Genomic DNA, 21,471 nt, shown 5'->3' with positions numbered 1-21,471 from the left:
TAGCCTGCGGGGTATGCAGGCTGACAACATCGTCGGCGCGGGTGCCGCGCTCCTGGCGGCCGTACTACTCGGTGTCACGGTGAGTGGCTGCGCAGGAGCCGACAACGCCACCCCGGCGCCGGTGACCACCACGACCACATCGAGTGTGGCCGCAGCGAGTACACCGACGACCACCAGCACCCCGACCCTGCCGCCGCCTTACGTCGACCGCGTGACGTGGGTCGACACCGCGGTCGGCCCGAGCCTGCAGATCGTGCCGACCCCGGCCGGCCGCCGCACCGAGAACCCGACCGGTGACGACATCGCCTGGGCGGAGGTACTGCGAATGGCGCCCGACGCCGACACCCCGGGTATGCGGGCGCAGTTCGACTGCCACTGGGATTTCGCGCGTCTCGTCGAGCCGGACAAACCGAGTTGGAACATCGAACCGCAGCGACCGGTGGTCACCGACGACGTGATGATCCAGACGCGATGCAATCCGGGCTTCGCCGAGGAGTAGCCCTCGCGGTCGTGATGGTCCCATCCCCGTTGACTGGGTCCCGTCCCCGTTGACTGGGTCCCGTCCCCGTTGACTGGGCGCCGTTTCTCATCGACTGGGCGCCGTTTCCCGTTGACTGGGCGCCGTTTCCCGTTGACTGGGCAGGCGAGTGAGCTCTACCTCGTGACGAACTGCCGCCGGTGGCCGAGCCAGCGGCACACCACGTAGATGACGAACGAGATCGTCGTGACGAACACCGACACCGGTAGCCCGGGGGCCAGCGACAGGATGAGTCCGCCGACCGCGGCCAGTTCGGCGAAGATCACCGACACGATCAGTACGGTCGTCGGATTGGCGGTCAAGCGTGCGGCCGCGGCGGCCGGGGTGATCATCAGCGACATCACCAGCAACGCGCCGATGATCTGCACCCCCTGCGCACATGCCAGACCCATCAATACCGCGAACACCACCGACAACGTGCGGATCGGCACGCCGGAGGCGGCCGCCAGCCTCGGGTCGAGCGAAGCGAACAGCAACGGCCGGTAGATGATCGCCATCCCGACGAGCACCACGACGGTGGTGATGGCGATGGCGGTCAACCCGCCGGTGCCCACGCTGACCACCTGTCCGGTGAGCATGGCGAAACCGGTTCGCGCGCTGCCGTAGAGCGCCAGGAACAGCACGGCGAGCCCGAGACCGAACGCCATCACCACGCCGATCACCGAATCCCGTTCGCGCGCACGGTTGCCGAGGAACCCGAAGACACCGGCCGCGATGACCGCGCCGATCACTCCGCCGATGTTGACGCTGATACCCAACAACAACGCGGCCGCGGCGCCGGTCACCGACAGCTCGCTGACCCCGTGCACGGCAAACGACATCTGTCGGGCCACGATCAGTGGGCCGAGGATGCCGCCGAGCAGGCCCAACAGCGCGATGGCCAGCAGTGACTGTTGGACGAAGTCACGACTGAGTAGGTCGGCGGTGGCGCTGAAATCCCAGAACTTGCTGAAGTCGATCTCCGCGGCCGCCAACGGTTGTGCGACGGTCATGTGCGCGGGTCTCGCTCTCCGTCGACCAAGGCCGACGCGTCGGCGGCTGCGGCGAAGGTGGCCGGATCGGCGGTCTCCTCGCAGTGATGGCCGTCCTCACCACCGATCACCACCAACCGGCCGTTGACCCGCAACACCTCGACGTCGCTGCCGTACAGGTTCGACAGCGTCGCGGTGGTCATCACCTCGTCGGGGGTGCCGATGCGGAACCGGCCGCCCACCAGGTACAGGACCCGGTCGACATAAGGCAGAATCGGGTTGATCTCGTGCGTGACGAACACGATCGCGGTGTTCGCCGAGCGCCGCCGTTCGTCGATGAGCTCCACCACCCGCTGTTGATTGGTGGGGTCCAGGCTCGACAACGGCTCGTCGCACAGCAGCAGCGTCGGGTTCGACGTCAGGCTCTGGGCGACCCGCAGGCGTTGCTGCTCTCCGCCGGAGAGCAGGCCCATCGGGGCGTCGGCGTACGCGGTGGCGCCGACCTCGGCCAGTGCGGCGTCGACGAGTCGACGTCGCCGCGCCCGCCCACGCAGCCCGACACCCCAACGCGCGCCGTCGACCCCGAATCCCACCAGGTCGCGGCCGCGCATCGCCATCGGGTCCGAGTCGTCGGCGTGCTGCTGCGGGATGTAGCCGATCGCATCGGTCACCTCGAGTCGCCCGGCGTCGAGCTGGTACTGGCCCAGCAGACACCGCAGGAACGACGTCTTGCCCGATCCGTTCGGGCCCAGCACCGCGACGAACTCGCCGGGCGAGATCGTCAGGTCCAGGTCGTCCCATAGCACCCGGGAGCCGAACGCCAGCCGCGCCGCGTCGAAGGTGGCGACCGGCGCGTGCGGGTCCGATTCCGCGGTCTGCGCTTGCCGATGATGCGGTGGGGCCATGCGGTCAGTGTGCGTCATGCGATCCGAGCGCGTTGCTCAAGTCCTCGATCTGAGCGGACTGCCACGCGATGTAGTCGGTGGTGCCGTCGGGCAGCGTCTCGGTGAACTCCACGACCGGCACATCGGAACGCTGCGCCACCGCCAGCACGGCCTCGGTCACCGAATCCACCGCCTGTGTGTTGTAGATCAGCGCATGCGCGGAGCCCGAGGTCAGCAGATCTTCCATCGCGGCGCGGTCGGCGGCCGACGGTGACTGGCCCTCCTCGACGGCCTGGGTGAAACCTGCGGGCGCCGAGTCGGTGAGGCCGGCCTCGGCGAGGAGATAGCCGGCCAGCGGTTCGGTCTGGGCGACCTCGGTGCCGTCGTGATCTGCCTTGATGGTCGCGAGTTGATCACGCAAGCCGTCGATCTCGGTGGTGAACTGCTCGGCGTTCGAGCGGAACTCGTCGGCGTTGGCCGGGTCGAGCTCGGCGAGCTGATCGCCCACCTGGGTTGCCACCTCGCCGACGACGGCGAGATCGTAGAAGACGTGCTCGTTGAGCGACGACTCGTCGTGGGAATGGTCCTCGTGGGACTCACCGGATTCTTCGGCCGCGTGTTCCTCGCCGGTGAGCAGTTCGAAGGCGTTCACGGTGGGCACGTCGCCACCGGCGACGGCATCTTCCATGTACTGGTCGTAGTGTCCGCCGTTGAGCACCACGAGGTCGGCGTCGGCGACGGTGGCGGTGTCGGCGGCCGACGGTTCGAACTCGTGCGGGTCACCCTCGTTGTTGGTGTACAGGGTGGTCACCGTCGCCTTGTCGCCGGCGACCGCCGAGGCGACCGACCCCCAGACGTTCGTCGAGGTCACGACGATTGGCCTGCCGTCTGACGATGCGTCGTCGCCGCTCGAGCATCCGGCCAGCACCAGGGTGCCGGCGCCGAGCAATGCGGCCGCAGTGGCCAGGGTTCGCCTCATCGTTCTCCGCCTCACGCAAATGACAATCGTTACCGAAAGAAGTGTAGGCGACGATTCGGCACCGCTGAAATCGGGTGGCGTGCTCGGCGGGAGTGGTCACCCGGGCGTCAACACCACCGGCACCACGAACCTGTGTAGCAGCGCCGCTTCGGCCTCGGCCGATTCGGCGGGACTGGTCAGCAACGAGACGATCACCCGTACCAGCCAGCGGGCACGCTCGTGCAAGTCGGATTCGGCGGTGTGCGGCGCGATCTCGGCGAGGAATTCGGTGGTGATGTGTTCGATCGCGGGGGAGACCAGCGCCAGCGACGTCGACCGGCCTGCGCTGTCGGGGACGAACCACGCCGACAGCGCCGGGTTGTCCCGCACCCCGCGCACCGCCGTCAGCACGGCGTTCACCAGCCGCGTCGCCGGGTCCGGCGCATCGTGGACGGCCTCGGCGACGGCGGTGCCGAGGCCGGTGGCTGCGCGGTCGACATAGGCGGCGAGCACCTCGGATTTACCCGGGTAGTAGCGGTACAGGGTCGCCCGCGAGCAGCCGACCGCGGAAGCCAATCCGCGCATCGTCACCGCCGACACGCCCTGCTCGACGAACAACTGCTCGGCGACGTCGAGGATGCGACCCGCGGCCAGCTCGGCGCGTTCGGGCGCCAACCAGGCCGCCCGCGTAGCCGTGTTCTCGCTCATCGGTCGATCCCGCAGGTGAACGGCACGTAGGTGGGTCGGCGCACGTAGTTGCCCTCGGCCCAGTCGATACCGTCGAGGTCGACGGTGAAGTTCGGGAATCGGGCCAGCAGTTCGGTCAGCGCCACCCGGGCCTGCATGCGAGCGGCTGCGGCGCCGAGGCAGTGATGGTTGCCGTGGCTGAACGTCAGGATCCGCCGAGGTTGGCGCGTGACGTCCAATATGTCGGCGTCGCCGCCGAACGCCAGCCGATCGCGGTTGGCCGACCCGTAACAGAGCAGCACCTTGCGGCCCGCCGGGATGGTGATCGGGCCGTCCGGGGTGTCGGGGTAGGTGACCGCGCGGGTGGTGGTGCGGGCCAGCCCTTGAACCGGCGAGGTGAGGCGCAACAGTTCGTCGACGGCGCCGCCAATCAGGTCCGGGTCGTCGACGAGACGTCGGCGCTGGTCGCGATGGCGTTCGAGTAGGGCGACACTGCCGCCGAGCATGCCGGTCGTCGTGTCGTTGCCGCCGGCGACCATGGTGAAGGTGAACGCCAGGATCGACACCAGCCCGTGTGCGGGATCGTCGGCGAGACCGGCGCGCACCAACTGCGACACCGTGTCGTCGGCCGGGTGCTGCTTGCGGAACTCCACGAGCTCGGTGAAGTACGCCGCCATCTCCATCGTCGCCGCCCCGGCCGACTCCGCCGCCGCGGCCATCCCGCCGACCTCCGAGGTCGCGCCGACGATGGCCTGCGTCCAGCCGTCGAAGCGGTCCCGGTCCTGTTCGGGCACCCCGAGATAATGCGCGACGACCATGCTCGGCAGCGGTTTGAACAGCTCGCCGACGATGTCGGCGGGGCCGTCGTCGGTGCGCAGCGCCTCGAGTCGTTCGACGACGAACTCGCGCACCGCCGGTTCCACCTCGGTCACCTGCCGCGGGGTGAATCCGCGCGCCACCAGTTTGCGGAATGCGGTGTGCGCGGGCGGGTCCTGCATCACCATCGGCGGATGGTCGGCCATCCCGATGGCATCGAGTTCGCCGTAGGTGACGGTCAACCCCTGCGCCGACGAGAAGGTCGTGGTGTCGTCGGCGGCGGCGAGCACGTCGGCGTGGCGGGTCAGCACCCAATAGTCGGCGGCCGGGTCGTCGGGGTGTTCGACGCGATGGACGGGCGCATGCTCGCGCAGCGCGGCATACATCGGATACGGGTCGGCCCATGTCGGTCCAGAACGCAGCGAGAACACGATGCGATCCGACACTTCCTTCTTCATGCGTCGATGGTGAGACACTCCGTCTAAAGTGTCAACCGGCGTGAGCTGGCTCCTCGGGAGGTCGCTGATTCGCCGGTCATTGTCTGATCGCACAACGCGAGGTGGCCGATTCGGCAATTTGCACGGTGATTGTGACCGGCCGCCCAGCCATTCTGACAACTGAGACCACGTACTCAGTCGTAGGAGGTAACACCATGTCATTGGAGGCCGGCGGCACAGTCGCCGCGGGGACGACCGAACAGTGGCGCGACCGCAAGCGCTATCTCTGGCTCTTGGGGCTCGTCGTCCCGTCCTTCACGTTCGTCGCGGTCGGCGGTTACGAACTGACCGGGTGGAGCATCTTCCTGTGGACCGGCCCGATCGTGGTGCTCGGTCTGGTGCCGTTGATCGACCTGCTCGTCGGCTTCGACACCTCCAATCCGCCCGATGAGGTGATCGAGCAACTCGAGAGCGACAAGTATTACCGGTGGGTCACGTACGCCTATCTGCCCATCCAATACCTCGGCTTCATCGTCTCGATGTACCTGATCGCGACACAGGGCTGGTCGGTGATCGACAACATCGGACTCGCGATGACGGTGGGGTTCGTCGGTGGCGTGGGTATCAACACCGCACACGAACTCGGCCACAAGAAGGAGAGCCACGAGCGGTGGTTCTCCAAGATCGCCTTGGCGCAGAGCTGCTACGGGCACTTCTACATCGAGCACAACCGGGGTCATCACGTGAACGTGTCGACACCCGACGATCCGGCGTCGTCCCGGATGGGCGAGAGCTTCTACCGGTTCTGGTTCCGCACGGTCACCGGGTCGGTGCGCAGCGCATGGCGGATCGAGGCGAAGCGCTACCGCCGCAAGAACACCCACCCGTTCCATCTCGGCAACGACGTCCTCAACGCCTGGTTGATGACCGTGGCCCTGTGGGGGCCGCTGGTGATCTGGCTCGGGCCGGGATTGCTGCCCTATCTGATCCTGCAGGCGGTGATCGGCTTCTCGCTGCTCGAGGCGGTGAACTACCTGGAGCACTACGGGATGCTGCGTCGGCAGACCGACAGCGGCCGGTACGAACGCGTGCTGCCGATGCACTCATGGAATTCCAACAACATCGCCACCAATGTCCTGCTCTATCACCTGCAGCGACACAGCGACCACCACGCGCATCCGACCCGTCGCTATCAGGTACTGCGCGATTATCGGGAGTCGCCGGCGCTGCCCACCGGGTATGCCGGGATGATCGTGCTGGCGCTGGTGCCGCCGCTGTGGCGGTGGGTCATGGACCGTCGGGTCGTCGAACACTGCGACGGCGATCTCCGGCGCGCAAACGTCGCACCGGGCCGCTACACCGCACTCGCCGAGCGGTTCCTCCTGCCGCGCAACGAAGCCGATGGCATCGACGCTCTTGCCGACGTCACCCGGCAGTCCGTCGGCGACCGGGTGGCCGCGGCTCGGTGTCCGGGCTGCGGTTACACCTACGACGTCGCCCGAGGCGATGAGGCCGAGGGTTTCACCGCCGGGACACCGTGGTCGGAGGTACCCGATGACTGGTGCTGCCCGGATTGCGGTGTGCGCGAGAAGGTCGACTTCGTCCAGGTGTCGGCCACGGGTTCACCCCCCGTCGGCTGACCCGTCGTCGAGGAAGGCCTCGTAATAGTCCAGCGCGAGGAGCAGATCGCCTGCTCGGGTGGCCAGTGGCCGGCCGAGCAGGCGCTCGGCCTGCTGAATCCGGTAGCGGACGGTGTTCTTGTGGACGCTCAGATTCCTCGCCACCGCATCGGCGTTCGCCGACGAGGTCAGCACCGTGCGCACCGTGTGGCGCAGGTGCGAGTGCCCCGGCTCTCCCAGGCCGCCCAGCATGTCCCGGCAGAACCGTTCTGCGGCAGGGTGATCCAGTGCCAACAAGGTGAGTGCGGTGACGTCGCCGTACCAGGTCACGGCCACGGTACGAGCGGGCGAGAGGGCCACCCGCTGTGCGGTGCGGGCATCCCTATGTGCGGAGATGAACCCCTCGACGCCGGCCGCCGGTCCGCCCACCGTGATCCGAACGGCGGTCGCATCGAGCGGCCCGGCCGGGAGTGTCACCTGGCCGGTACGTGTCGATATCCACGCCCACAGCTCGCGACCGCCGGGGCGGACGAAGGCCAACCGCGCCCCCGGCACGCTGCTCGCCAGGTCGGTGATCGCCGGCTCCAGGGTGTCGAGCGAGTCGGCGTTCATGGCGTGGGCGATCAGCGCGAGGTGGGTGACCCCGGTGATCGGGTGACCGCCCATCTGCGCAGAGAGTTCGGACTGGCCGACGGTGTCGCCCGCCAGCAACGCGGCCACCACCTCGTATCGCTGCGTATCCCCGCGACGCCGGATCCGATCGGTCTCGGCGGTGAACACCGCCACCGAGCGCTCCACCGAGGTGCTGAACCACCGGTTGGCCTTGGTCCAGAACCACACCAGCAGGGCCGCGTGGTCCAGGTCCGCCGAGGCGTCGCCCACCACCCCGACCGCGTAGTCCCAGGAAGCCTCCTGGGCGGCTTGATAGATCTTCAGCAAGACGGGGAGACCGAGGTGATGGCGCGCGATGTCGACGGCCAGATCATGCGCCGCCGGGACCAGGGCGTCGTCGGCCTCCACGTCGCTGGTGACTCCGTCGAGAAATGCGAGCCAATGCTGTTCGACGGCGTCGCGAACGAGAGCGTGTAGGTCTGCCGGGAGGTCGACGGCCGTGTGAACCGCCTGGGCCGTCGACGCCACCCACTCGGCGATCTCCCCCGGACCGCGTTGGGTGGACGCGAATTCCTCAAGCCAGCCGGTCAGGTCTGTCATCAGCCGAGTCTGCACGATCCTTGTGCTATTTCACATCGAACCGGCGAAATATCGGCCAGTTTCCCAATGAATGATGCCGTCGTTCAGGTCAGGATGACAGCAACGGGTTGGTGTCCCGGCCGCGCATGAAACGTCAGACAACCCATGAGACATCAGGAGGTACACGATGAGCGTCATTCACGTAGATCGCCCGGCCTGCGAGGGGATCGGGATGTGCGAGGCACAGGCCGACGACTACTTCCGGGTCGGCGACGACGGGTTCGTCGAGGTCGTGCAGTCCGATGTCGCGCCCACCGATCACGCCCACGTCGCCGCGGCGGTGGACTCGTGTCCCATGTCCGCGCTGCGTCTGGCGAAGTGAATCGTCGCCGATGACCGAGATCGAGTCCCGCGCATCGCGCCGACAGCGGCTGCTCATCGTCGGTGCCTCACTGGCCGGTGTGCGTGCGGCAGAAGGTGCGCGCTCCCACGGCTGGTCGGGGGAGATCACGATGGTGGGTGACGAGCCACACCTGCCCTACGATCGTCCGCCGTTGTCCAAACAGTTCCTCCAGGCGTGCTCCGGCGACGAGCCGCACCGACTCCGCAGCGATGAGGTGTGGGACTCGCTGAACGTCGACCTGCACACGGGCACCACGGCCGTGGGACTCGACGCCGTCAACCAGCGGGTGCACACCAGTGATGGGAGCATCGATTTCGATGCCGTGGTGATCGCGACCGGGGCGACCGCGCGGACGCTCGACCTCTTCGGCGGTGTCGACGGAGTCCATCAGCTCCGCACCCACGACGACGCGCTGCGTATCCGCGCCGCCCTGGGCACCGCCCGCCACCTGGTCGTGGTCGGCGGTGGCTTCATCGGTAGCGAGGTCGCCGCTGCAGCGTCGACGCGCGGCATCGACGTCACGCTGGTCAGTGCGTCCGACCGCCTGCTGGGTCGATCGGTGGGCCCGATGGCGGCTCAGATGCTGCTCGCTCTGCATCACGACGCCGGGGTGCACACCGTGTTGGGAGCCCGGCCGGTCGACATCGACGTCCGGGACGGGCGCCTTCGCGGCGTCACGCTCGATTCGGGGCGGCACCTGGCCGCCGATGCCGTCGTCGTGGGCGTCGGTGCCCGCCCGTCCTCCGACTGGATGGTCGGCAGCGGGATCGACATCGATCCGCACTCGCGGGCCATCCGGTGCGACCGATCGCTGGCCACCAACGTTGCGCAGGTCTGGGCGGCCGGGGACGTCGCGTCGGTGCCCGGGCAACCCGGCGGACACTGGACGGCGGCCATGGAGTCGGGCTTCATCGCCGGTGCCAACGTCGCCGGAGCCGGCAAAGAGTTCACGTCGGTTCCGTTCGCCTGGTCGAACTGGTTCGGGCACCGCATCCAGATCGTCGGTGACACCCGGTCGGCTCAGGAGCGTCGCGACGACGACGGTCTGGTCGTCTACGGTCACCGAGATCGCATCGTGGGTGCGGTGGGCGTCGACAGCCCCGGGGCCGTCGCCCGTGTGCGCCGCGAGATGGGTCGACGAGCCGAGCACGCCGCCCTGGCCACGTTCGAGGGCTGATCCCGCAGCGCCCCGGTCGCCGATGTCGAGCGTCAACCCAGGTGGCTGCGGGTCACACGAAGCCGAAACGATCGCTTCTCTACGATGGGGGGATGAGTAGCCCCCCGATGCCGCGGCGCGTCGCACTCATCTCCGTGCACACCTCCCCGCTGGCGCAGCCGGGAACCGGTGACGCAGGCGGAATGAACGTCTACGTCTGGCAGACGGCGACGCGGATGGCCCAGCGCGGTATCGAGGTGGAGATCTTCACGCGTGCCACCTCTTCGTCTGATGCGCCGCTGGTGTCCGCCGCGCCGGGGATCACCGTGCGCAATGTGGTCGCCGGCCCGTTCGAGGGGCTGGACAAACGCGATCTACCGGCACAGTTGTGTGCGTTCACCGCCGGCGTGCTGCGAGCCGAGGCCATGCACAAACCCGGCTACTACGACCTCATCCACTCCCACTATTGGCTGTCCGGGCAGGTCGGCTGGCTGGCGCGCGACCGATGGGGCGTCCCGCTGGTCCACACCGCGCACACCCTCGCCGCGGTCAAGAACGCGTCATTGGCCAAGGGGGACACCGCCGAACCGATGTTGCGGGTGATCGGCGAGCAGCAGGTCGTCGACGAGGCCGACCGCATGGTGGTCAACACCGACACCGAGGCCGCCGAACTCGTCTCGATGTACAACGCCGACCGCGACCGCATCGACGTGGTCCATCCCGGCGCCGATCTCGGCGTCTACGCGCCGGGGTCACGCGAGCGGGCCCGCGCCGAACTGGGCCTGCGCGACGACGAGACGATTCTGACCTTCGTCGGACGGATTCAGCCGCTCAAGGCGCCGGACGTCCTGCTCGCTGCCGCCGCGCCGATCATCGAGCGCGCGCGTCGGTCGAGTCGTCGGGTGCGGGTCCTCATCGTCGGCGGGCCGTCGGGCAGTGGCCTCGATCGTCCGACGGCACTGATGGATCTCGCCGACGATCTCGGTATCGGCGCCGAGGTGAGCTTCCTTCCGCCGCAACCGTCCCCGCGGCTCGCCCAGATCTATCGCGCCTCGGATCTGGTCGCGGTCCCGAGCTACTCGGAGAGTTTCGGTCTGGTCGCCGTGGAGGCACAGGCCTGTGGGACGCCGGTGGTGGCCGCCGATGTCGGTGGCCTGAACGTGGCCGTGGCCGACGGGCATTCGGGTCTGCTCGTCGACGGCCACGACGTCGAGGAATGGACCGCGGCCATCGAGGGACTGCTGGCCACCCCCGATCGGCTCGCCGCGATGCGTCGCAACGCCCGACCACACGCGGAGCAGTTCTCCTGGGAGCACACCGCCGACGACCTGCTGGCGTCCTACTCGGCCGCGATGGCATCCTTCGCCGCGCGCAATCCGGGGTCCATCGGTGCGGCCTCCGCACGGCGCGCGGCGCGTAGGTGGCGCCGCGTTCGACCGAAAGTTGCCGTAGGGCAATGAGTCTGGCAGCCCAGCAAGTCGGTTGATGAGCATAGGGGAGTGATCGTGTGAACCAGGCCGAGATCGTCGACCTACTCGGATCGACGTTGACCGAGCGAGATATCGAGTTCAGTCGCCGGGATGCCGGCGGCGCGCAGGCCGAGCATTTTGTCATCGAACTGCCCGGCGAACGCAAGCTGACCACGACGGTGCTGCTCACCGCGGGGCCGCACGGGGTGCGCGTGGAGGCCTTCGTCTGCCGGCGGCCGGATGAGAATCATGAGCAGGTGTATCGCTATCTGCTGCGACGCAACCGCCGGCTCTACGGCGTCGCGTACACCATCGACAACACCGGCGACATCTATCTGGTCGGTCGGATCTCCGGCGATGCGTTGGGCGCCGACGAGATCGACCGCGTGCTGGGCCAGGTCCTCGAGGCCGCCGACGGTGACTTCAACACGTTGCTCGAGATCGGCTTCCTGACCTCCATTCAGCGGGAATGGGCGTGGCGGGTGTCGCGCGGGGAGTCGCTGCGCAACCTGCTCGCCTTCGAGCACCTCATCGACAAGGATGCGTTGCCCGAACCGGGAGAGCCGCTGGCCGGCCGCTATGTGCCCGGCGAGGCCACCGCGGCCGACGCGGCGATGCAACGCTCCGGTGACCAGTTCGCCGACGACGCGGACTGACCCCCCGGGCGTGATGGTGGTCCGCATCACACTCGCCGACTCGCTCGTCGTAGAGTTGTGCCGTGCCGATCGCCCGACTGTGCCATATCGGGCGAATCGGGCACGCATCTCACTGATGTGACAATGAATGTTGTTACGATTGCGGTCCGGTGTTCCCCAACGGAGGTGTCATGAGCTTCACGAGTCCTTTCCCCGATGTCGAGATCCCGAACCAGACGGTCTACGACTTCCTGTTCGGATCGATCAGCGACGACGACATGAATCGGGTTGCGCTGGTGGATCCGAAATCGGGGGACGAGACGACGTATGCCCGGCTGATCGGCCAGATCCATGCCGCAGCCGGTGCGTTGTGGGCGAAGGGCATCGGCGTCGGCGACGTGGTGGGCATCCTGTCGCCCAACATTCCGGCGTTCGCGACGGTCTTCCACGGCATCCTGCGTGCGGGCGGCACGGCGACGACGATCAACGCGTTGTTCACCGCGCCGGAGATCGCCAAGCAGCTCACCGATTCGAAGGCGAAGATGCTCGTCACCGTGTCGCCGCTGGCCGACCAGGCCAAGGCCGCGGCCAAGGAGGTGGGGATCTCCGACGAGAACCTGATCATCCTGGACGGTGCGGGGCTCAAGGAGACCGGGCACCCCAACGCCGTCGACCTGCTCGCGCCCAATCTTCCGGCCCCCGAGGTCGCCATCGACCCGGCCACCCACGTGGCGGCGCTGCCGTACAGCTCCGGCACCACCGGCAACCCCAAGGGGGTGGCGCTGACGCACCGCAACTTGGTCGCCAACGTCGCGCAGATCAAACCGCTGCAGGGGATGACCGCCGACGACGTGGTGATCGCGGTGCTGCCGTTCTTCCACATCTACGGCATGACAGTGCTGCTCAACGCCGCGCTCTACAACCGTGGTCGGCTGGTCATCATGCCGAGGTTCGACCTCGTGGAGTTCCTGGAGAACATCCAGAACTTCAAGGTCACCACCGCCTACATCGCGCCTCCGGTGGCCGTCGCGTTGGCCAAACACCCGATCGTCGACAGTTACGATCTGTCGTCGCTGACGGTGATGATGTCGGGGGCCGCGCCGCTCGACGACGAACTCGGCAAGGCCGTCGCCAAGCGGCTCGACCTGCACATGCTGCAGGGCTACGGCATGAGCGAGCTCTCCCCGGTGAGTCACCTGATCCCCATCGACACGAAGGCGGCACTCGGCTACGACGAGCCGCCGCTCTCGTCGACCGGATGGGCCATCCCCAACACCGAGAACAAGATCGTCGACCCGGCCACCGGTGACGAGATCGGCCTGCCGACCGAGGGACTCTCGGAGCCAGGCGAGCTGTGGGTCAAGGGGCCCAACGTGATGCTCGGCTACCTGGGCAACGAGCAGGCCACCGCCGACACCATCGACGCCGACGGGTACCTGCACACCGGCGACCTCGCGCAGGTAGACCCGACCGGTTGTGTCTACATCGTCGACCGGCTCAAGGAGCTCATCAAGTACAAGGGCTACCAGGTGCCGCCCGCCGAGCTCGAGGCGCTGCTGCTGACCCATCCCCAGATCGCCGATACCGCGGTCATCGGCGTGGTCGACGACGAGGGCGAGGAGATCCCGAAGGCCTTCGTGGTCGCCCAGGCCGGTGCGGAGCTGAGTGCCGACGACGTGATCGAGTTCGTCGCAGCAAAGGTGGCCCCGCACAAGAAGGTTCGCGCCGTCGAGTTCATCGAGGCGATCCCGAAGTCGGCCTCGGGCAAGATCCTGCGGAAGGACCTACGCAAGTAGGCTTGCGCACCCAGCGTGCCCAGCACGGAGGTTGAGTGGGCGCTGTTTTTCGTTGAGTGGGCGCGGCGATCTGCCTAACGCGCGGTTCGACCCCAACTTCCGCGCCCACTCAACGAAAAATGCGCCCACTCAACGCGAAAGGCCGTCAAACGCGACCCACTCGTAACTGTCAGCCCACATCCTCCAGGTGCGCCTCACCGACCGGGTGGCGGCGATGCCACCAGTAGGTCAGCGCCCACAGGATCACGCCGAGCAGCAGTAGCCAGCCGGCGATCACGTATTGCTCGTTGTCGGCGCGCGCGAACGGCAGGGTCAGTGCCCCCGACGTCACGGCGCCGAGGACGGCGAACACGACGTTGGTCTGGAAGTGTTTGTGTTCCACCTTGTCTCGCCGCAAGACCAGGACCGCGATGTTGACGACGGTGAACACGGCGAGCAGCAGCAGCGCGGTGGTGCCGCCGAGGAGGCCGACGACGTTGCTGTCGGGGTCGGCGCTGACGTAGACCAGCAGGCACAGCGCGATGACGGTGGTGAAGATGATGGCGGCGAACGGGGTGCGGCGGCCGGGGTGCACGTAGGACAGGAACCGGGGCAGCACGCCCTGTTTGGCCATGCCGTAGAGCAGCCGGCTGGCCATCATCATGTTGATCAGGGCCGTGTTGGCGACGGCGAACATCGAGATCCAGGGCAGCAGCTCGGTCATCGGGAAGTCGGGCGCCGCCGCCTCCACCACCTGAACGAGCGGGGTGTCGCTCTCGGCGAGGTCGCCGACCGGAACGATGGCGACCGCCGCGATCGCGATGAGCACGTAGACCACCGCGGTGATCCCCAACCCGGTCAGCATCACCTTGGGGAAGATGCGGGTCGGTTCCTTGCATTCCTCGGCCATGTTCACCGAGTCCTCGAAACCCACCAGGGCGAAGAACGCCAACGCGGTCGCCGCGGACACGGCGATGAAGGCATTCTTGTCGGCTGCGGTTTCGAACGCGATCACCGCATCCCAGTGTTCGGCATTGCCGCCGATGATGAACCAGTAGCCAATGAAGATCACCAACAGCAGGCCGGACAGTTCCACCAGGGTCAGGACGACATTGGTGCCGACGCCCTCCGCGACACCGCGGAAGTTGATGAACATCACCAGCAGTAGGAAGCCGATCGCGAAGAACAGCAGGGCGGGGTTCGTCGAGTCGGGTTCGTCACCTCCGCTGAATGCGGTCAACATGTTGGCGGCGAAGGCGCGCGAGGCCGTCGTCGCCGAGGTGATTCCTGAACACATCACCGTGAACAGCACGATGAAGGTCAGGAAGTGCACGCCGAAGGCCTTGTGCACATACAGTGCGGCACCGGCCGCCTGCGGATACTTGGTGACCAGCTCGAGATAGGAGAATGCGGTCAGCGTGGCCACGGCGAAGGCGATCAGGAACGGCAGCCACGCGGCGCCACCGACCTCGCCGGCCACCTGCCCGGTGAGGGCATACACACCGGTTCCGAGAATGTCGCCGATGATGAAGAGCAGCAGGAGCTTCCAGCCGAGGACGCGTTTGAGTTGGGGTTCTTGGGGTGTGGCGGCGCCGGTCGCGCCGGAATCCGCGCTGACGGTCATGAGTGTGAAGCTAGACCCGTTTGGTCGGGTTCGCGCGTTTTCGCCCTGTCGGTGACCGGATCGATGCCGGGGCGTGCTCGGGCACACTGGTCCGATGAGAGACGTGCGGACGATGATTCTGCTCGGTGCCCTGTTGGCCACCACCGGACTCACTGTGGTGCTCGGCGTCACCGATCCGGCGGAGCCGCAGTTTTATCCGACGCGATTCCTCGTCTGGAACCTCTTCTTGGCGTGGATTCCGATGGTTTTCGCCGTCGGGTTCGTCACGGTTCGTCGTCGCGGGTGGCTGATCCTCCTCGGTGTCGGCTGGCTGGCGTTCCTGCCGAACGCGCCCTACCTGGTCACCGACCTGGTTCACCTCGGTGATGGCGTCGACTTGTGGCGCCACGTGCTGCAATACGGGTTCGCCGCCTGGACCGGGATCATGCTCGGTGTGGTGTCGATGCTGCTTGTGCATCGGCGCGTGGAGCACGACCACGGCCGGCTCGCGGGTTGGGCGGTTGTCACGGTCTCGGTGGCGTTGTGCGCCGTGGGAATCGTCATCGGCCGCTTTCAGCGATGGAACTCGTGGGATTTGGTGACCAGGCCTGATGCGGTGGTCGCGTCGACCCTGGAGTGGGTGCGGTCGCCCTTCGCGGAGGTGGCGTCTACTGGTGTGGCGGCGGCCGTGGCGGCCTTCTTCGGGCTCGCGTACGCGACCGTCTGGTCGCTGGGCTCGGCCGAGGATTTCGCGCGCCGGCCGAGCAGGTGACCAACGGGCGATTGTGCGAAACTCTTTCCCATGACCAACGGCACCTTGATCCTGATGCGGCACGGCGAGAGCGAATGGAACGCCTCCAACCAGTTCACCGGGTGGGTCGATGTGGCGCTCACCGAGAAGGGTGAGGCCGAAGCCGTTCGTGCCGGGGAGCTCCTCGTCGAGCACGACGTGCTGCCCGACATCCTCTACACCTCGCTGCTGCGTCGCGCGATCCAGACCGCGCAGATCGCTCTCGACAAGGCCGACCGGCACTGGATTCCGGTCACCCGCGACTGGCGGCTCAACGAGCGCCACTACGGCAAGCTACAGGGGCTCAACAAGGCCGAGATCAAGGAAGAGTTCGGCGACGAGCAGTTCATGCTGTGGCGCCGCAGCTACGACACCCCGCCGCCGCCGATCGACCCGGCCGCCGAATACAGCCAGACCGGCGATGCCCGCTACGCCGACCTTGCCGAAGTTCCGCTCACCGAATGCCTCAAGGACGTCGTGGAGCGAATGGTCCCGTACTTCACCGAGACCATCGCCGCCGACATCAAGGCCGGCAAGACGGTGCTGATCGCCGCCCACGGCAACTCGCTGCGCGCTCTGGTCAAATACCTCGACGACATCTCCGACGCCGATATCGCCGGGCTCAACATCCCCACCGGCAACCCGCTGCGCTACGACCTCGACGAGAATCTGAAGCCGCTGAACCCGGGTGGCACCTACCTCGACCCGGAGGCCGCGGCCGCCGGTGCCGCGGCGGTCGCCGCGCAAGGCCAGAAGTAGCGACGTCCGCGCTCGGCACCGCGGCCGCGGGCGGCCGCCCACCTGGTTCACCGGCGATGTGATCGTCCGCGCGGTCCGGACCGTCCTGGCGGCCAAATCGTCGCTGTAGTCAAATCGTCATGGTGGGAATCGTGTGACTCGCGCTACATTGGATGCCATGGCGAATGTCGGGAGTCTGACGATCAATCATTCCCCTGCTCAGGAGCGTTACGAGGCTGTCTTGAGTGCGGATACCAACGCAGCTGCGGCGGAATCCGGGGATTACGCCTCCGATGTGGACCAGGTGGTCGGCTATCTCGACTACGTCTCAGAGCCCTATCAGGTCGTGTTGACCCACACCGTGATCCACGAGCAGTACAGCGGACACGGCTACGCGGGCGAACTGGTCCGGGTGGTGCTCGACGACATCCGGGACGCGGGTAAGCAGGTGGTCCCCGTCTGTTCCTACGTCCAGCGATTCATCAGTCAACACCCGGAGTACGCCGATATGGCGGTGCCGGTACCGCAGTGACCTGCGGCCCGACGCGAGGTTAGCCATGTCACCGCGACGGCGGGGTAGATAGTTCGAACGCCATATGAACAGCGTCGGAACAATCGCGATGGATGTGCAGTGTGCGTTCGCTGCGCCGTAAGCTGCCATTGTGACCGTTGCATTGCTCGTCGCGGCGATCGCCATCGCGCTTGTCTGTTTTGCCGGCGGAGCTCTTGTCGGACTCCGCACGCCTCGTCATGGTCGGGGGACCGGACCGCTTGCCAGGTGGAGGAAGTCCTCGACCGACGGTGAGCCGTCCGAAGAAACCGCGTCCACGACGACCGGACTCGTGTCGCGTCGGGTGATCACCGCAAACGCCCCACGCGAGGTTTCCGAAACCGCGGAACTGCGCGACTCCGATGTCAGCCTGACCACCGACGACGGGCGGATGACCAAAGCCGGTCTGCTCAGTCTGATCGTGCGGAACAGCGAACACGCGGTCGCCGTGGTGGACCGCTTCCGCGATGTCGTCCTGTTCAACCAGCAGGCCGTCGAACTCGGCGTCGTCCACGACCGTCTGCTCGCCGACGCGGTCTGGGATGCGGCCAAGGAGGTCCTGGACACCGCCGTCGAGGCCCGCTTCGAATTCGCGCCCGTGCAGTCCTCGTACGGATTCGTCTCCACCGGCCGCGCGACGGCCCGCCAGGTCGAATCGGTTCGCTGCCTGGTTCGACTGGTCGCCCACGACGACGAGAAGTACGCCGTGGTCTACGGCACCGACGACACCGAGCATCGTCGGGTGGAGGCGACGCGGCGCGACTTCGTCGCCAACGTGTCGCATGAGCTCAAGACTCCCGTCGGCGCCGTCGGCCTGCTCGCCGAGGCGTTGCTGGAATCCGCCGACGACCCGGAGTCGGTGCAACATTTCGGTCGTCGTGTGCTTACCGAGTCCGACCGGCTCGGCAACATGGTCAGCGAACTGATTGCGCTGTCCCGACTGCAGGGTGGCGAGACCCCGGAATTCACCACCGTCGACGTGGACGAGCTGGTGCGCGAGGCGGTGGACACTGCTGCCACCACCGCGGAGGCGGCCGGTATCACGCTGCGCGCCGACGACGAGACCGGCCTGTGCGTGCGCGGCGATCGAGTGCTGCTGCTGACCGCGATCAGCAATCTGGTGGTCAACGCGATCGCCTACTCACCGGCGAACACCACGGTGTCCATCAGTCGGCGACTCACCCCCATCGACGGCCGCCCGATGGTCGCGATCGCGGTCACCGACCGCGGCATCGGTATCGCCCCCGACGATCAGGAACGGGTCTTCGAACGGTTCTTCCGAGTGGACAAGGCCCGGTCACGACGGACCGGTGGCACCGGACTCGGGTTGGCCATCGTGAAGCATGTCGCCGCCAATCACGACGGTTCCATCGGGCTGTGGAGCAAGCCGGGTACCGGCTCCACGTTCACCTTGTGTATCCCGGAGGACCTGACCGCCAGCATCATCGACGCAGACCAACCGGATATTCAGAGCAACCAACGACAAGAGGACTTACATCGGTGACGCACGTAATGATCGTCGAGGACGAGGAATCGCTGGCTGATCCACTGGCCTTCCTCCTTCGTAAAGAGGGTTTCGAGGCGAGTGTCATCAACGATGGGGCACAAGCGCTCTCGGCGTTTGACCGGGTGAGCCCCGACATCGTCCTGCTGGACCTGATGCTGCCGGGGATGAGTGGCACCGAGATCTGCAAGACGTTGCGGGCGCGGTCGAGCGTCCCGGTGATCATGGTGACCGCCCGCGACAGTGAGATCGACAAGGTCGTCGGACTCGAACTCGGCGCCGACGACTACGTGACCAAGCCGTATTCGGCGCGCGAACTCATCGCCCGTATCCGCGCGGTGTTGCGCCGTGGCGGCGATGCCGGTGAAGAGGAACTCACCATCGGCGTCATCGAAGAGGGGCCGGTACGGATGGATGTGGAACGGCACACCGTCGCGGTCAACGGTGAGGCCGTGACGCTGCCGCTCAAGGAGTTCGATCTGCTCGAGTACCTGCTGCGCAACGCCGGTCGCGTGCTGACCCGCGGGCAGCTGATCGATCGCGTCTGGGGTGCCGACTACGTGGGCGACACCAAGACCCTCGACGTGCACGTCAAACGCCTACGATCCAAGATCGAACCAGACCCCAGCAACCCCAAACACCTCGTCACCGTGCGCGGTCTGGGGTACAAGTACGAGCCGTAAAAGCAGCTGGACCTCGCGCTGGCAACGCCACCAGCACGGAGGGCGCCCACTCGACGCGAAAGGCGCGAAACGCAACCGCGTCCGCACCCTCACTCCTCGATGAGGTTGTACTTCTGATCGCTGTCGCGCCGGCTGGTCGCGGCGGCGGTCGCCGGGTGGACGGCGATGAGGCCCAGACCGTTTCGGCGGCGGCAGGCGGCGGCGAGAGCCTCGTACGCGGGCTCTCCGATGAGTTCGGTCAACTCCGGGGCGTAGGACTGCCACACCTGGGTGGCGCCGACATGGGCGTCGGGGGAGCCCGAGCAGTACCACTTGAGATCGTGGCCACCCTCACCCCAGCCGCGGCGGTCGTATTCGGTGATGGTGGTGCGCAGCACCTCGGTGCCGTCGGGACGTTCCACCCAGTCTTGCTCGCGGCGGATCGGCAGCTGCCAGCAGACGTCGGGTTTCACCGTCAACGGCTCCAGGCCCCGCTTCAGTGCCATCGAGTGCAGTGCGCATCCCTCGCCGCCGGCAAACCCGGGTCGGTTGAGAAAGATGCAGGCGCCCTTGTGCTTTCGGGTCTTGAGGGCCGGTTCGTCGTCGAGGTCGCTTTCCTCGAGGTAGCCGCGCGGACCGAGCGGATCCTTGCCGCTGCCCTTCTTGTAGAACTGCCAGTCGTCCTCGGTCAGCATCGCCATCGCCTTGGCCAGCTTCTTGCGGTCGTCCTTGTCGGAGAGATACGCGCCGTGACTGCAGCACCCGTCGGTCTCGCGGCCCTCGATGATCCCCTGGCAGGCCGGTGTGCCGAACACGCATGTCCAGTACGACAACAGCCACGTCAGGTCGGCCTTGATGACGTGTTCGGGATTGTCGGGGTCGGCGAATTCGTACCATTCGCGGGGGAAGTCGAGATCGACCTCGGGCGCGGGGGTGATGCGTGCGGGGGCCGCGGGACGCGAGGCTTCGGTGCGTGTCACAACTCAACGGTAACCGTCCCCGGCCGTCGCGGCCGGAATGGACGCAGCACGCGATTTCGACCCGCGGGTCCCGCGCGCAACCGTCGAGGCAGTAGTCTTGAGGGCCGTGCGTCTAGGAGTGCTCGACGTGGGCAGCAACACCGTTCATCTGCTGGTGGTGGATGCCCATCGCGGTGGCCATCCCACCCCCATGAGTTCGACGAAGTCAGTCCTTCGGCTCGCCGAGCAGATCGACGACCGCGGGCGTCTCACCGACCGTGCGGCCACCAAACTCATCGAGTCGGTCGACGAGTTCACCCACATCGCATCGACGTCGGGCTGCGAGCAGATCATGGCGTTTGCGACGTCGGCGGTGCGCGACGCGAGCAACAGCGACGAGGTGCTGGCGGCGGTCGCCGACAAGACCGGCGTCGAGGTGACTGTGCTGTCGGGCCGCGACGAGGCGCGTCTGACCTCGTTGGCGGTGCGCCGCTGGTACGGCTGGAGCGCCGGCCGCATCCTGGCCCTCGATATCGGCGGCGGGTCGCTGGAGATGTCCAACGGGGTAGACGAGGAGCCCGAATCGGCGTTGTCGCTGCCACTCGGTGCCGGCCGCCTGACCCGGGAATGGCTGCCCGGTGATCCACCCGACCGACGCCGCGTTTCGGTGCTGCGCGACTGGCTCGACGCCGAGCTGCGTCCGGTGGCCAAGGAGCTGACCGGACCCGGTCGCCCCGACTTGGCCGTTGGTACGTCGAAGACTTTCCGCAGCCTGGCCCGGCTGACCGGCGCGGCGCCGTCGAGTGCGGGTCCGCGGGTCCAGCGCCAGCTCACCGCGAACGGGCTGCGCCAGCTGATCTCCTTCATCTCGCGGATGACCCGCGACGACCGCGCCGAACTCGAAGGTGTCAGCGCCGACCGGGCCGGACAGTTGGTGGCCGGAGCGCTCGTCGCGGAGGCGGCCATGCGGGCGATGTCAGTCGATACACTTGAGATCTGTCCGTGGGCTCTGCGTGAGGGGGTCATCCTGCGTCGGCTCGACTCCGAGCCGACTCAGGCGGCGGAGACCGTCGGCGCCGAGGTCGTGGGCGCCGCGAATGGCGGTCGCGGCCTCGGTTGATCGGCG

The 21,471-nt window shown here is 67.2% G+C and carries 21 protein-coding genes; 13 read left to right on the top strand and 8 right to left on the bottom strand.

What is annotated here, in order from left to right; all coding sequences use genetic code 11:
- The first annotated feature begins 13 nt into the window (after positions 1-13).
- Positions 14-499 (top strand): DUF2599 domain-containing protein, encoded by a 486-nt coding sequence (locus tag L1892_RS13605; RefSeq protein ID WP_235724136.1) that lies wholly within the window; start codon positions 14-16, stop codon positions 497-499.
- Positions 500-654: 155 nt separating this feature from the next.
- Here the strand turns inward: L1892_RS13605 and L1892_RS13600 are convergent, their stop codons facing one another.
- The 5 genes from L1892_RS13600 to L1892_RS13580 all read right to left on the bottom strand — a co-directional run bounded on the left by L1892_RS13600 (position 655) and on the right by L1892_RS13580 (position 5,312).
- On the bottom strand, positions 655-1,530 hold the full coding sequence (locus tag L1892_RS13600) for a metal ABC transporter permease (RefSeq protein WP_235724135.1): 876 nt from the start codon (positions 1,528-1,530) through the stop codon (positions 655-657).
- Entirely contained in the window at positions 1,527-2,414 is an 888-nt protein-coding gene (locus L1892_RS13595; protein ID WP_235724134.1) for a metal ABC transporter ATP-binding protein, read from the bottom strand. Before L1892_RS13595 ends, L1892_RS13600 begins: the two co-directional genes overlap by 4 nt.
- Positions 2,415-2,418: 4 nt before the next feature.
- A complete protein-coding gene (locus tag L1892_RS13590) occupies positions 2,419-3,372 on the bottom strand; it encodes a metal ABC transporter solute-binding protein, Zn/Mn family (RefSeq protein ID WP_235724133.1) in 954 nt (317 codons plus the stop codon).
- 96 nt (positions 3,373-3,468) lie between these two features.
- Positions 3,469-4,059, bottom strand: coding sequence for a TetR/AcrR family transcriptional regulator (locus L1892_RS13585; RefSeq protein WP_235724132.1), 591 nt, complete (start codon positions 4,057-4,059; stop codon positions 3,469-3,471).
- Positions 4,056-5,312: a cytochrome P450 gene (locus tag L1892_RS13580; RefSeq protein ID WP_235724131.1), complete on the bottom strand. Its 1,257-nt coding sequence runs from the start codon at positions 5,310-5,312 to the stop codon at positions 4,056-4,058. Before L1892_RS13580 ends, L1892_RS13585 begins: the two co-directional genes overlap by 4 nt.
- Positions 5,313-5,506: 194 nt before the next feature.
- Here L1892_RS13580 and L1892_RS13575 point away from each other — a divergent pair, with 194 nt between their 5' ends.
- Positions 5,507-6,931, top strand: coding sequence for a fatty acid desaturase (locus L1892_RS13575; RefSeq protein WP_235724130.1), 1,425 nt, complete (start codon positions 5,507-5,509; stop codon positions 6,929-6,931).
- Here the strand turns inward: L1892_RS13575 and L1892_RS13570 are convergent.
- Positions 6,914-8,122 (bottom strand): PucR family transcriptional regulator, encoded by a 1,209-nt coding sequence (locus L1892_RS13570; RefSeq protein WP_235724129.1) that lies wholly within the window; start codon positions 8,120-8,122, stop codon positions 6,914-6,916. The two genes, L1892_RS13575 and L1892_RS13570, sit on opposite strands and share 18 nt — an antisense overlap.
- A gap of 166 nt (positions 8,123-8,288) precedes the next feature.
- Here L1892_RS13570 and L1892_RS13565 point away from each other — a divergent pair, with 166 nt between their 5' ends.
- From L1892_RS13565 to L1892_RS13545, 5 genes are all read left to right on the top strand, one after another.
- On the top strand, positions 8,289-8,483 hold the full coding sequence (locus tag L1892_RS13565; RefSeq protein WP_235724128.1) for a ferredoxin: 195 nt from the start codon (positions 8,289-8,291) through the stop codon (positions 8,481-8,483).
- Positions 8,484-8,493: 10 nt separating this feature from the next.
- A complete protein-coding gene (locus L1892_RS13560; protein ID WP_235724127.1) occupies positions 8,494-9,681 on the top strand; it encodes an NAD(P)/FAD-dependent oxidoreductase in 1,188 nt (395 codons plus the stop codon).
- A gap of 92 nt (positions 9,682-9,773) precedes the next feature.
- Positions 9,774-11,120: a D-inositol-3-phosphate glycosyltransferase gene (gene mshA / locus L1892_RS13555; RefSeq protein WP_235724126.1), complete on the top strand. Its 1,347-nt coding sequence runs from the start codon at positions 9,774-9,776 to the stop codon at positions 11,118-11,120.
- 47 nt (positions 11,121-11,167) lie between these two features.
- Positions 11,168-11,785 carry a type III secretion system chaperone family protein gene (locus tag L1892_RS13550; protein ID WP_235724125.1) on the top strand — a complete coding sequence of 206 codons (618 nt, stop codon included), beginning with the start codon at positions 11,168-11,170 and terminating at the stop codon, positions 11,783-11,785.
- 170 nt (positions 11,786-11,955) lie between these two features.
- A complete protein-coding gene (locus L1892_RS13545) occupies positions 11,956-13,560 on the top strand; it encodes a 4-coumarate--CoA ligase family protein (RefSeq protein WP_235724124.1) in 1,605 nt (534 codons plus the stop codon).
- 169 nt (positions 13,561-13,729) lie between these two features.
- Here the strand turns inward: L1892_RS13545 and L1892_RS13540 are convergent, their stop codons facing one another.
- Positions 13,730-15,163 (bottom strand): APC family permease, encoded by a 1,434-nt coding sequence (locus L1892_RS13540; RefSeq protein WP_235724123.1) that lies wholly within the window; start codon positions 15,161-15,163, stop codon positions 13,730-13,732.
- Positions 15,164-15,257: 94 nt separating this feature from the next.
- Here L1892_RS13540 and L1892_RS13535 point away from each other — a divergent pair, with 94 nt between their 5' ends.
- The 5 genes from L1892_RS13535 to L1892_RS13515 all read left to right on the top strand — a co-directional run bounded on the left by L1892_RS13535 (position 15,258) and on the right by L1892_RS13515 (position 19,407).
- On the top strand, positions 15,258-15,914 hold the full coding sequence (locus L1892_RS13535) for a DUF1361 domain-containing protein (RefSeq protein ID WP_235724122.1): 657 nt from the start codon (positions 15,258-15,260) through the stop codon (positions 15,912-15,914).
- A 30-nt stretch (positions 15,915-15,944) separates the two neighbouring features.
- Complete coding sequence (locus L1892_RS13530) at positions 15,945-16,691, top strand: phosphoglyceromutase (RefSeq protein ID WP_235724121.1); 747 nt, start codon at positions 15,945-15,947, stop codon at positions 16,689-16,691.
- Positions 16,692-16,848: 157 nt separating this feature from the next.
- Positions 16,849-17,202 carry a GNAT family N-acetyltransferase gene (locus L1892_RS13525; protein WP_235724120.1) on the top strand — a complete coding sequence of 118 codons (354 nt, stop codon included), beginning with the start codon at positions 16,849-16,851 and terminating at the stop codon, positions 17,200-17,202.
- Positions 17,203-17,332: 130 nt separating this feature from the next.
- Entirely contained in the window at positions 17,333-18,724 is a 1,392-nt protein-coding gene (locus L1892_RS13520) for a sensor histidine kinase (RefSeq protein ID WP_235724119.1), read from the top strand.
- Positions 18,721-19,407 carry a winged helix-turn-helix domain-containing protein gene (locus L1892_RS13515; RefSeq protein ID WP_235724118.1) on the top strand — a complete coding sequence of 229 codons (687 nt, stop codon included), beginning with the start codon at positions 18,721-18,723 and terminating at the stop codon, positions 19,405-19,407. The genes L1892_RS13520 and L1892_RS13515 overlap by 4 nt, the downstream gene beginning before the upstream one ends.
- An 89-nt stretch (positions 19,408-19,496) precedes the next feature.
- On the opposite strand, the gene L1892_RS13510 is transcribed toward L1892_RS13515, so the two are convergent.
- The gene (locus L1892_RS13510; RefSeq protein ID WP_235724164.1) at positions 19,497-20,324 is read right to left on the bottom strand and encodes a DUF3109 family protein; all 828 of its coding nucleotides are present in this window, start codon (positions 20,322-20,324) and stop codon (positions 19,497-19,499) included.
- Between the two features lie 148 nt (positions 20,325-20,472).
- Here L1892_RS13510 and L1892_RS13505 point away from each other — a divergent pair, with 148 nt between their 5' ends.
- On the top strand, positions 20,473-21,465 hold the full coding sequence (locus L1892_RS13505) for a Ppx/GppA family phosphatase (RefSeq protein ID WP_235724117.1): 993 nt from the start codon (positions 20,473-20,475) through the stop codon (positions 21,463-21,465).
- Positions 21,466-21,471: the final 6 nt, after the last annotated feature.

The sequence above is a fragment of the Gordonia tangerina genome (genome assembly GCF_021556435.1).
GTDB lineage: Bacteria > Actinomycetota > Actinomycetes > Mycobacteriales > Mycobacteriaceae > Gordonia > Gordonia tangerina.
Note: the sequence above shows the minus strand (reverse complement) of the source record. Positions and strands in the feature narration are given on the sequence as shown.

Excerpts from the sequence above, each read along its gene's own strand:
- L1892_RS13570 (WP_235724129.1), bottom strand. The coding sequence starts at position 8,122 with ATGACAGACCTGACCGGCTGGCTTGAGGAATTCGCGTCCACCCAACGC.
- L1892_RS13565 (WP_235724128.1), top strand. The coding sequence starts at position 8,289 with ATGAGCGTCATTCACGTAGATCGCCCGGCCTGCGAGGGGATCGGGATG.
- L1892_RS13545 (WP_235724124.1), top strand. The coding sequence starts at position 11,956 with ATGAGCTTCACGAGTCCTTTCCCCGATGTCGAGATCCCGAACCAGACG.
- L1892_RS13580 (WP_235724131.1), bottom strand. The coding sequence starts at position 5,312 with ATGAAGAAGGAAGTGTCGGATCGCATCGTGTTCTCGCTGCGTTCTGGA.
- L1892_RS13595 (WP_235724134.1), bottom strand. The coding sequence starts at position 2,414 with ATGGCCCCACCGCATCATCGGCAAGCGCAGACCGCGGAATCGGACCCG.
- L1892_RS13525 (WP_235724120.1), top strand. The coding sequence starts at position 16,849 with ATGGCGAATGTCGGGAGTCTGACGATCAATCATTCCCCTGCTCAGGAG.
- L1892_RS13560 (WP_235724127.1), top strand. The coding sequence starts at position 8,494 with ATGACCGAGATCGAGTCCCGCGCATCGCGCCGACAGCGGCTGCTCATC.
- L1892_RS13605 (WP_235724136.1), top strand. The coding sequence starts at position 14 with ATGCAGGCTGACAACATCGTCGGCGCGGGTGCCGCGCTCCTGGCGGCC.
- L1892_RS13585 (WP_235724132.1), bottom strand. The coding sequence starts at position 4,059 with ATGAGCGAGAACACGGCTACGCGGGCGGCCTGGTTGGCGCCCGAACGC.
- L1892_RS13575 (WP_235724130.1), top strand. The coding sequence starts at position 5,507 with ATGTCATTGGAGGCCGGCGGCACAGTCGCCGCGGGGACGACCGAACAG.
- mshA (WP_235724126.1), top strand. The coding sequence starts at position 9,774 with ATGAGTAGCCCCCCGATGCCGCGGCGCGTCGCACTCATCTCCGTGCAC.
- L1892_RS13600 (WP_235724135.1), bottom strand. The coding sequence starts at position 1,530 with ATGACCGTCGCACAACCGTTGGCGGCCGCGGAGATCGACTTCAGCAAG.
- L1892_RS13530 (WP_235724121.1), top strand. The coding sequence starts at position 15,945 with ATGACCAACGGCACCTTGATCCTGATGCGGCACGGCGAGAGCGAATGG.
- L1892_RS13535 (WP_235724122.1), top strand. The coding sequence starts at position 15,258 with ATGAGAGACGTGCGGACGATGATTCTGCTCGGTGCCCTGTTGGCCACC.
- L1892_RS13590 (WP_235724133.1), bottom strand. The coding sequence starts at position 3,372 with ATGAGGCGAACCCTGGCCACTGCGGCCGCATTGCTCGGCGCCGGCACC.
- L1892_RS13540 (WP_235724123.1), bottom strand. The coding sequence starts at position 15,163 with ATGACCGTCAGCGCGGATTCCGGCGCGACCGGCGCCGCCACACCCCAA.